Origin of the sequence: Nocardioides sp. PD653-B2 (genome assembly GCF_002117935.1) — a bacterium.
GTDB lineage: Bacteria > Actinomycetota > Actinomycetes > Propionibacteriales > Nocardioidaceae > Nocardioides.
In genome coordinates, this window is sequence record NZ_BDJE01000001.1 from 20638 (window position 1) to 30356 (window position 9719).

Genomic DNA, 9719 nt, shown 5'->3' on the forward strand with positions numbered 1-9719 from the left:
GGGTCTTGCCGGTCGTCTCAGCCCTGCGTCAGCAGGTCGCTCAACCGGTCGTGGTCGGGGTCCAGCACCTGGCGGGCCGGGTCGGCGTCGTACCAGTCCACGATCTGGCGGGCTCCGACCGCGAACGGGACGGTAGCCCTCCAGCCGGGCACGAGGCCCTTCACCTTGCTGTTGTCGAGCACCATCGAGTGCGCCTTGTCGCCGATGATGGGCGCGCTCAGCGCCGGCTCGGCCGCGGCGATCCGCTCGGAGGTCACCGGCACCAGCCGGGGGTCGGCGACGCCGGCCGCGGCGGCGATCAGCTCGTAGACCTGGTTCCAGGTCAGCACCTCGTCGGAGGTGATGTGGACGCTGTCGCCGGGCAGCCGCGGGAACAGCGTCGCCTGGAACGCGTGGTAGACGTCCGGCTTGCCGGCCCAGGTCCTCGCGTCGGGCCGGTTCTGCGGATCCAGCTCGTGGTGCCACGAGCCCCCCACGGTGTCGATGAGGTGGGTCGCGGCGTGCGCCCACCACTGCTCGGCGCAGATCGCGTAGGCGGGGTCGCCCGTCACCTGCGCCAGCGTGGCCGCCGCAGCCACGGCCTCGGCCAGCACCCAGTGCATCCGCTGCCGGACGACGGGGCGCCCGTCCCAGCCGACCGTGTAGACGAAGCCCGCGGCCCCGTCGACCGCCCAGCCCTCGCGGACCGCCGCGCCGAAGAGCGCGCGGGCGTCGTCGAGCAGCCACGCCGGGGCGTCGTCGCCGAGCGCGGCGCGCAGGTCGAGGGCCAGCCGCGACCACTCCAGCCAGTGGCCGATCGTCGCGCCGTACGGCCGGAACGGGTGCGCGGGCTCGTCGCGGTTGTAGTCGAGCAGCGGCGTCCAGGAGGGGTCGAAGTGCTCGGGGATCCGCCAGTCGTTGCCCCGGGCGAGGTCGTGCACGACCCGGGTGGTGATCCGCAGCGCCCGCTCGCGGAGCACCGGGACGCCGGTCACGTCCGCGGCCGCGAGCAGCGCCTCGACGGTGTGCATGTTGGCGTTCACGCCGCGGTAGGGGTCGAGCACCGCGAAGGTCTCGTCCCACTGCTCGACGGCCATGCCGGCGTCGTCGTCCCAGAAGCGCCGGTCGAAGACGTCGAGCGCCTGCGCCAGCAGTGCCTGCGCCCCCGGTCGCTGCGCGACGACCGCCGACGAGGCCGCGAGCACCACGAAGGCGTGCTCGTACGCCGTCTTGTCGGTCGTGACCGGCCCGTCCGGCCCGATCGCGGCGTACCACCCGCCGTGGACCGCGTCGCGGAAGCGGCCCGTCAGGGCGGCGACCCCGTGGTCGACGAGCTCGGCCGCCCAGGGCCTGCCCATCAGGTGCGCCAGCGCGAAGACGTGCGTCATCCGGCAGGTGATCCACAGCTCGACGGGGCGGTCGAGCTCCGGGCGGCCCGCGTCGTCGAGCCACGCGAAGCCGCCCTCGGGGTGGACGGAGCCGCGGGCGAACTCCAGCAGCCGGTCGCCCTCGGCCTCCAGCTCGCTCGGGTTCATGGGACGAGCCTAGGGAGGTCACGCGGGAAGAGCGTCGACTCGCGGGTGGACGGTGTGCCGGTTCGGCGTGGGGGAGTGCTGCGCGGCGCCCGGGAGGCCGCGCGACATCGCCGTACGCTCGGGCCGTGCTGGTCCACTTCCGACTGACGGTGCCCGAGACGGCCGCCGGCCCGACCCGCGACCTGCTGGTCGGCCACGACTGGGTCACCAACGTCACCGTGCAGCCCGGCGTCGTGGTGCAGCCGCCGGGGGATCTCGTCGAGGCCGACGTCGCCCGCGAGAAGGCCGGCGCCCTGCTCGCAGAGCTCCGGGCGCTCGGCGTCTGCGACCAGGGCGGCGTCGTGATCACCACGCCGACCGGCACCCCGTTCCGCGGCGCCGAGGTCCTCGAGGCGGCCGCACCGGGCCACCCCGACGACGCGGTGATCTGGGAGGCGGTCGAGGCCCAGGCGGAGGCCGGTGCGGTCCCGACGGTCTCCTACCTGGCGTTCCTCGTGCTCGCGGTGTCCCTCGCGTCGGTCGCCGTGATCACCGACTCCTCGGTGCTGGTCGTCGGGGCCATGGTCGTCGGGCCCGAGTACAGCGCGGTCGCGGCCGCGATCGCCGGCATCGCGCTGCGCCGGTGGGGGCTGTTCGTGCGCGGGATGCGGCTGCTGGTGCTCTCGTTCGTCTTCGCGATCGCCGTGGTCGCCGTCGTCGCGCTCCTCGGCCGGGCCGCCGGGCTCATCGACGTCGACGAGATCACCCGGCCCCGGCCCAACACCGGCTTCATCTGGCACCCGGACCAGTGGTCGTTCGTCGTCGCACTGCTGGCCGGCGCTGCGGGAGCGCTCGCGCTCGCGCTGTCGAAGGCGTCGACGATGGTCGGCGTCTTCATCAGCGTCACGACGGTGCCCGCCGCCGGCAACCTGGCCCTGGGGCTCGCGTTCTGGGAGCGCACCGAGATGGTCGGCTCGGGGGAGCAGCTGCTCATCAACATCGCCGGCATGGTGATCGCGGGCGCCGTCGTGCTGCTGGTGATGCGCGCCTGGTGGCCGTGGCTCACCGCTCGCTCGGAGCTGGTGTTCGGGAGTCAGTCCGACCTCTGAGCCGGGGGCCGGTCCGGCGGTGCCAGGTAGCGGTAGGCGTGGTGGGTCGTGAAGCCCAGCCGGTCGTAGAGCCTCAGCGCCGGGGTGTTGTCGCCGAGCACCTGGAGGTACGCCGTGGTCGCGCCCTGCTCGGCGCCCCACTCGAGCAGGGCCGACATGATCAGCAGGCCGAGACCCTGGCGGCGGTGCTCCGGATCGACCTCGATGCTGCGGAAGCCCACCCAGTCGCGGTCGTACGCCGCGACCCCGCTGGCCCGCTCGTCGAGCCGGGCGATGACGAGGTGCCCGGTCTCCTCGAGCTGCACCGGTGGTGGAGGAAGGACGAGGTCCTGTCTCGAGACCACCGCTCGCCGGGCGCCCGCCACTCCCGCGAGCTGGAAGAGCGTGTCGGCGTCGTGGCTCTCCGGGACCCACCCGTGCGAGCGGAAGAGTGCGTCCTCGTCCGAGTCGGGGAGCACCGCGGCGATCGGCCGCCCGCCGCGCGCGGCGTAGAAGTCGACCACCTGGTCGTAGTCGTCGGCGACGCCCGAGGGGGCCATCGCGAGGACGGAGTTGGCCCGCCGGGCGCGCGAGGCCGGCGAGTGCCGCAGCAGCCAGTCGCCGAGCGGGCGGGTCTCGAGGTCCGGCCACAGCGCCATCGCCCGGAGCTGAGCCTCCGCGGGGCTGACCCGGAGCCGCGGCGCCGGCCGGGGCGGCACCGGCTTGCCGGACACGATGTCGGCGGTCGCGATCGTCACCGGGTCGCCGGTCTCGGGCTGGACCACGCAGACGCCGTCACCCCACGACGTGCACACGCCGAGGAGGTCGGTCAGGGCCGGGCCGCCGCTGGGTCCGGTCTCGCCGCGCAGGATCCGGCGTACGACGATGCGGGTGCCGACCACGTGCGGACCGAGCAGGTGCTGGGAGGTCATGCCCACATTCTGGGGGTATGCCGTCCGGTGCTGCGACGGGATACTAGGCTGGGGGGCGAGCACCTGCTCCCGTGATTCTCAGGAGGAACTGGTGACCTACGTCATCGCCCAGCCGTGTGTCGACCTCAAGGATCGTGCCTGCGTCGACGAATGCCCTGTCGACTGCATCTACGAGGGCAAGCGGATGCTCTACATCCACCCCGACGAGTGCGTGGATTGTGGCGCCTGCGAGCCGGTGTGCCCCGTGGAGGCGATCTACTACGAGGACGACACCCCGGAGCAGTGGAAGGACTACTACAAGGCGAACGTCGAGTTCTTCGACGACCTCGGCTCGCCCGGTGGTGCCGCCAAGATGGGTGAGATCGACAAGGACCACCCGATGATCGCGGCCCTCCCGCCCCAGGAACAGGACCACTGACGCCCTCCGAGCGCAGCGTCTCAGCCCGCCTCCCGGACTTCCCCTGGGACCACCTGCTCGCCCACGGTGAGCGGGCTCGCGCCCACCCCGACGGGATCGTCGACCTCTCGGTCGGTACGCCGGTCGACCCGACGCCCGCGGTGGTCCAGGACGCGCTGAAGGCGGCCGCGGACTCGCCCGGCTACCCGCTGACGATCGGGCGGGTCGACACCCGCCAGGCCTGCATCGACTGGCTGGCCCGGCGCCACGGCGTCACCGGCCTCGGCCTGAGCGACGTGCTGCCCGTGATCGGCTCCAAGGAGCTGATCGCCTCCATGCCCAGCCACCTCGGGCTGGGGGCGGGCGACCTGATCGCCTGGCCCGAGCTCGCCTACCCGACCTACGAGGTGGGTGCGGTGCTGGCGGGCGCGCGCGGGGTCGCGACCGACTCGCTGACCTCGCTCGGCCCCGAGACCCCGGCGCTGCTCTGGCTGAACTCCCCGTCCAACCCGACCGGCCGGGTGCTGCCCCCCGAGCACCTGAAGAAGGTCGTCGACTGGTGCCGCGAGCGCGGCACCATCCTGGTCTCCGACGAGTGCTACCTCGAGTGCGCGTGGGAGGCCACGCCGGTCTCCGTGCTGCACCCCTCCGTCTCCGGCGGCTCCCACGAGGGCATCCTCGCGGTGCACTCGCTCTCGAAGCGGTCCAACCTGGCGGGCTACCGCACCGCGTTCGTCGCCGGCGACCCGGCGCTGGTCGGTGAGCTGCTCGCCGTACGCAAGAACCTGGGCCTGCAGATGCCCGGCCCCCAGCAGGCCGCGATGATCGCCGCGCTCGACGACGACGAGCACGTCCTCGAGCAGCACGCCCGCTACGCCGCGCGCCGCGCCAAGCTCCGCGAGGCGCTGCTGTCGGCGGGCTTCACGATCGACCACTCGGAGGCGTCCCTCTACCTCTGGGCGACCCGTGGTGAGGACTGCTGGGACACCGTGTCCTGGCTGGCCGACCGCGGCATCCTGGTCGCCCCGGGGGCGTTCTACGGCCGGGCCGGCGCCCAGCACGTGCGGGTGGCGTTCACGGCCACCGACGAGCGTGTCGACGCCGCGTTCGCGCGCCTGGCGCTCCCGTGAGCCTGCCGGAGAGCACCTACCAGCGGGCGCTCGCGCGGGTGCGCAGCCGGTCGATCTGGTGGTTCGTGGCGCTCGCGGTGCTGCTCGCGGTGCTGCCGGTCTCGACGCCGGTCCTGATCGGTGTCTACGCGCTGATGGCGGTCGCGTTCTGGATCCCGCTGCTGACCCGGTCAGGGCGTGAGTTCCGCAAGGGCTACCGGGGCAACCGGCGCTGACTCACGTCGTCGGGCCACCTCAGTCGAAGACGTCGACGTGCACGTGGTCGCGGTGCTCGAGGATGGCCCGGTCGCCCGGCTTCTCCGGCGGGTCGTAGTCGCGCCAGCCGTCGCCGGACCGGGACCCGGACGTCCAGATCCGGTCGTCGAAGATCACGGTCGCGATCTCGAGCCGCTCGGCCTGGGCGACGAGGTACTGCGCCATCGCCCAGCCGCGGATCTTGTTCTCGGCGCTGATCGGGCGCACGAAGATGTCGACCGCGCGCCCGTCGTAGTGCGCGGAGCCCTCCATGTGGCCGGTGGAGACCCCGCCCGGCTCGAACCCGCCGAGCGGCGGGCTCCCGAAGACCTCGGTGACCTCGCGCCGTACGACGTCCGCGCGGTGGGTGAGACCGGAGGCCCTGAGCCGGTCGCGCTCCTCGTCGGGGGTGGCGCTGATCCGGCAGCTGAAGGCGTGCGGGGAGTTGCCCGTGAGCGCCGACGCGAGCACGCGGGCGTCGGCCTCGTGGTCGGCGTACGCCTCGGGGAAGCCCGAGCGCTGCACCTCCTGCGCGGCCACGGTGACGCGCAGCGACTCGTAGTCGCCGATCCGGTCGAGCGCGTCGTAGAAGGCGTTGATGGAGTAGTACGGGTTGAGGATCTGTTCCTCGGTGCCCCAGCCCTGCGAGGGGCGCTGCTGGAAGAGGCCGAGGGAGTCCCGGTCGCCGGCCTCGAGGTTGTAGAGCTTCGACTCCTGGTACGCCGTGGCGAGGGCGATAGTCGCCGCCCGCGCGGGCATGCCCCGGTTGACCGAGACCGCGGTGATGAGGGCGGCGTTCTCGGCCTGCTCGGGCGTGAGGGAGACGGTGCGCCCGCTGACGGTCGCCGTGCACTCGTCGGGGTGCAGGAGCGGCGCGACGTGGTGGAGCACGCCGTAGCCGACCGCCGTGACGACGCCCACGACGGCGACCCCGAGCAGGGCGACCCCCGTGCGTAACCTCATCCGGTCAGTGTGCGGGGTCGTCTGAAACTCAGTTGGCGTGCAGCGCCGCGTTGAGCTCGATGCCGTCGCTCTTCCACGGCACGGCCTCGATCGCGCCGGACACCGAGTTGCGTCGGAAGAGCACGTTGCTGGCACCCGAGAGCTCGACCGCCTTGATCACCCGGGTCCTGCTGTGGGCGCGGTCCGGGTCGGCGACGGTGACCTTGGTCCCCGCGGTGACGTAGCAGCCGGCCTCGACGACGCAGTCGTCGCCGAGGGAGATCCCGATCCCGGCGTTGGCGCCAATCAGGCAGCGCTCGCCGATCGAGATCACCTGCTTGCCGCCTCCGGAGAGGGTGCCCATGATCGAGGCGCCACCGCCGACGTCGGAGCCCTGGCCGACCACGACGCCGGCCGAGATCCGGCCCTCGACCATCGAGGCACCCAGCGTGCCGGCGTTGAAGTTGACGAAGCCCTCGTGCATCACGGTGGTGCCCTCGGCGAGGTGGGCGCCGAGACGGACCCGGTCGGCGTCCGCGATCCGCACCCCGGCCGGGATGACGTAGTCGACCATCCGCGGGAACTTGTCGACGCCGAACACGGTGACGTGGCGGCCGTTGGCGCGCAGCCGGGCGCGGGTCGTCTCGAAGCCCTCGACGGCGCAGGCGCCGGCGGACGTCCAGACGACGTTGGTGAGCAGGCCGAAGACGCCGTCGAGTGACACGGAGTGGGGGGTGACCTGGCGCGAGGAGAGCAGGTGCAGCCGCAGCCACACGTCCTCGGTCGTCGTCGGCGCGGACTGGAGGTCGGGGATCTCGACCAGCAGCACGTCGCGGGTGACCCCGCGGTCCTTGTCGCTGCCCTGGAGAGCGCTCAGCTCGGAGGGCGTGACCGCGTCGGCCGGCTTCTCGCCGAGCGCGGGGGAGGGGAACCAGACGTCGAGCACGGTGCCCTCGGCGTCGATGGTGGCGAGGCCGAAGCCCCAGGCAGTCGAGGGGGCGGCGGAAGGAGCGGTGGTCACGGCGGACCACTCTACGGAGAACGGGCGCCATGACCGGCCTCGGGACCAGATGGCGAGGCGTTGCGCTGTCGACCGCGGTCGCCGCGGCATCCTGCACCGTGCACGTCCACCCCGGGTTCGGATCTTCCACGAGTTCAGCGCGGCGTCGTGGCGGGCTGCCAGATGTGATTCATCCGGATTACCCTCCCGGACATGCTCGGGCACCGCACCTCACTTGTCGCCGTCCTCCTCCTCGTGGCCGGCCTGCTGACGATCGGGCCACCGGCCCAGGCCCTCGTGATCTACACCTGGCGCTTCGACCAGCGTCCCGCCGACCTCCCGGCCACCACGGTGCCCGCGCAGACGCTCGTGTCGGCCTCGGCCTCTCTGCACGACCACGGTGACAGTGCGCACTTCCAGGCGTCCGTCGAGCTGGGCGCGGTGCCCGACGCGACGACCGACGCGACGCTCCACCTCGCCATCGGGACGGTCGACGGCGATGCCTGCCGCACCGAGTGGGAGCTGGTCGTCTCGACCCTGAGCCCGAGCGGGCCGGCGGTGCGTGACGGCACGAGCATCCGGGTCGCGAGCACCCTGCTCGACGGTGGCCCGTTCGGCCCGGCGCGCTGTGGCTCGGTGACCCTCCTGTCGCCGGACACGGACGCGACCCTCGACCGGCTGGAGGGGGAGGCGGCCACCGGGATCGCCGACCCGGGCGGTCGCGCCACCGTGACGCAGGTGCTCGAGCGTGGGGTCACCCCGGGTCACTGGGACCGCGTGTGGGTGCGCGTCCGCTACGCAGGCACCGACGCGGACGGCGTCGTCGTCGATGGCAAGGGCGACGGCGTGCGCGTGAAGCCGCACACCGACCGGCAGCCGCTGGTCGACGGCGACGAGCGCTGGGTCCCGCTCCGGGTGCGGTTGGTCGGTGACCGACGCGTGCGGCTCTCGGTGACCGCCACCCCGTTCGGCAATCTGTTCCGCCCGGGGGCCCGGCCGATGACGGTGTGGCTCGTGCCCCGCCACTGAATCGACTTCTCGCCCGGCCGGTCGCCTCGCCGCGTTCGGTGCTGCGCGATCTCACGGTCATGATCGGCGGCGCGGTGATCTCTGCTCGGCCTATATGCGTCGGGTGAAGCTGACCTTCCCGTCGGGGTGCCGGGTCTTGGTGAAGCTGGGGTCGTGGGCTCGGGTGTGGTGTTTGGGGCACAGGAGTCGGCCGGCCTTGGCGGAGGTGTCGCCGCCTTTCGACCAGGGGTGGTCGTGGTGGGCGTGGCAGAGTCCGGGTGGCCAGTCGCAGCCGACGGCGGTGCAGCCTTGGTCGCGGAGGGCCATCGCGATCCGCATGGGGGTGGTGTGGAAGCGGGTCTTGCGGCCGACGTCGAGGACTTCGCAGGGTCCGCCGAGGACGGCGGGGATGATGCCGGCTTCGCAGGCCAGGCGGCGGGCGAGTCCGGGGGAGAGGTGTTCGCCGGTGTCGAGCTGGGCTGCCTGGAGGCGGCCTTCCAGGGTCTCGAGGGTCATGGTGACGACGACGGTGGCGTTGAGGCCACCGGTGTTCGGGAGGTGGTCGACGGGGTAGCGCTGGATGAGCTCGGCGAAGGCGCGGCCCATGCGTTTGGGGCCGGGGCGTCGTTCGCCGAGGGGGCCTTGGGTGGCTTGGTGTTTGGGTGCGGCGATCGCGAGGAGTGCCTTGCGGAGCATGGCGCCGGTCAGGGCGTCGAGGGTGAACCGGCCGTGCACGCGGCCGTGGCCGTCCTCGGCCATCGTGAGCCGGAGCGAGGCGGCGGCTTCGGCCTCTTCGCGGTCGAGTAGTTTCGCTTCGCGTTCGTCGGCCTCCTCGGGGGCGATGACCTCGAAGAGCCGGCGCCCGAGGATCCGCAGCGTCTTCGCGTCGTGGTGGGCGGCTTCGGCGACCAGGTGACGCTCCGCCTGCTCCACCAACCCGGTGTCGAGGTCGGCGGGGAGCTGCTCGACCGCGCGGACGATGACCTGCGCCTGCTCCACCACGAGATCACCGGCGGCCAGGGCGACCCGGACCGGCTCGTGACCGGCGCTCAACGCGGTCGCGAGGTGCATCTGCCGGATCGCGTCGCGCCGGGTCTGGTTGGTGGCGTTGGCCCACCACACGGCGGTCGAGGTCGCACCGCTGGACTCGCCGACCTGGGTTTCGTCGGCGTGGGCGGCGACGCGGAGCTCGAGCTCGGTGATGCTGGCTTTCAGTCTCGCGAGCGAGGTCAGCGTGGCGGCGGTTTCGTCGCGGTCCATCGACCAGACGCTGGCGTGGGCGAGGTCGGCGACCTGGGCGCGCATCGTCACGACGGCACGGGAGATCACGTGTCGTGGTGGGGTGTGCGTGCTGGTCGCCATACCGTTCACTCAAGCAGGGACCACCGACAATCAGGCCCTGAAATCCTGTGGATATCGGGGGTCTGGGGTAACGGTCTGGTAACAGTGTTTCGCCTTTGTCCACAGGGGTTCGGAGAGAGCATCGGTGGTTGAG

At 72.5% G+C, this 9719-nt stretch carries 10 protein-coding genes; 5 read left to right on the plus strand and 5 right to left on the minus strand.

Annotation, left to right across the window (positions count from 1 at the left end):
- Positions 1 to 17: 17 nt before the first annotated feature.
- Positions 18 to 1514 (minus strand): AGE family epimerase/isomerase, encoded by a 1497-nt coding sequence (locus PD653B2_RS00095; RefSeq protein ID WP_085870250.1) that lies wholly within the window; start codon positions 1512 to 1514, stop codon positions 18 to 20.
- Between the two features lie 125 nt (positions 1515 to 1639).
- Here PD653B2_RS00095 and PD653B2_RS00100 point away from each other — a divergent pair, with 125 nt between their 5' ends.
- A complete protein-coding gene (locus PD653B2_RS00100) occupies positions 1640 to 2602 on the plus strand; it encodes a DUF389 domain-containing protein (protein ID WP_085870252.1) in 963 nt (320 codons plus the stop codon).
- On the opposite strand, the gene PD653B2_RS00105 is transcribed toward PD653B2_RS00100, so the two are convergent.
- Entirely contained in the window at positions 2587 to 3513 is a 927-nt protein-coding gene (locus PD653B2_RS00105) for a GNAT family N-acetyltransferase (protein WP_085870254.1), read from the minus strand. The two genes, PD653B2_RS00100 and PD653B2_RS00105, sit on opposite strands and share 16 nt — an antisense overlap.
- 91 nt (positions 3514 to 3604) lie before the next feature.
- Here PD653B2_RS00105 and fdxA point away from each other — a divergent pair, with 91 nt between their 5' ends.
- The 3 genes from fdxA to PD653B2_RS00120 are packed head-to-tail and all read left to right on the plus strand — an operon-like array spanning position 3605 to position 5255.
- On the plus strand, positions 3605 to 3931 hold the full coding sequence (gene fdxA, locus PD653B2_RS00110) for a ferredoxin (protein ID WP_085870255.1): 327 nt from the start codon (positions 3605 to 3607) through the stop codon (positions 3929 to 3931).
- Complete coding sequence (dapC, locus tag PD653B2_RS00115; protein WP_085870258.1) at positions 3928 to 5040, plus strand: succinyldiaminopimelate transaminase; 1113 nt, start codon at positions 3928 to 3930, stop codon at positions 5038 to 5040. Before fdxA ends, dapC begins: the two co-directional genes overlap by 4 nt.
- The gene (locus PD653B2_RS00120; RefSeq protein ID WP_085870259.1) at positions 5037 to 5255 is read left to right on the plus strand and encodes a hypothetical protein; all 219 of its coding nucleotides are present in this window, start codon (positions 5037 to 5039) and stop codon (positions 5253 to 5255) included. Before dapC ends, PD653B2_RS00120 begins: the two co-directional genes overlap by 4 nt.
- A gap of 19 nt (positions 5256 to 5274) precedes the next feature.
- On the opposite strand, the gene PD653B2_RS00125 is transcribed toward PD653B2_RS00120, so the two are convergent.
- Positions 5275 to 6237, minus strand: coding sequence for a hypothetical protein (locus PD653B2_RS00125; protein WP_085870261.1), 963 nt, complete (start codon positions 6235 to 6237; stop codon positions 5275 to 5277).
- Positions 6238 to 6265: 28 nt separating this feature from the next.
- Positions 6266 to 7237, minus strand: a complete 972-nt coding sequence (gene dapD, locus PD653B2_RS00130; protein WP_242665059.1) for a 2,3,4,5-tetrahydropyridine-2,6-dicarboxylate N-succinyltransferase — start codon at positions 7235 to 7237, stop codon at positions 6266 to 6268.
- Between the two features lie 192 nt (positions 7238 to 7429).
- Between dapD and PD653B2_RS00135 the strand changes: the two genes are divergently transcribed.
- Complete coding sequence (locus PD653B2_RS00135) at positions 7430 to 8245, plus strand: hypothetical protein (RefSeq protein WP_085870264.1); 816 nt, start codon at positions 7430 to 7432, stop codon at positions 8243 to 8245.
- Between the two features lie 90 nt (positions 8246 to 8335).
- On the opposite strand, the gene PD653B2_RS00140 is transcribed toward PD653B2_RS00135, so the two are convergent.
- Positions 8336 to 9586: an HNH endonuclease signature motif containing protein gene (locus PD653B2_RS00140; protein WP_085870267.1), complete on the minus strand. Its 1251-nt coding sequence runs from the start codon at positions 9584 to 9586 to the stop codon at positions 8336 to 8338.
- Between the last annotated feature and the right edge of the window lie 133 nt (positions 9587 to 9719).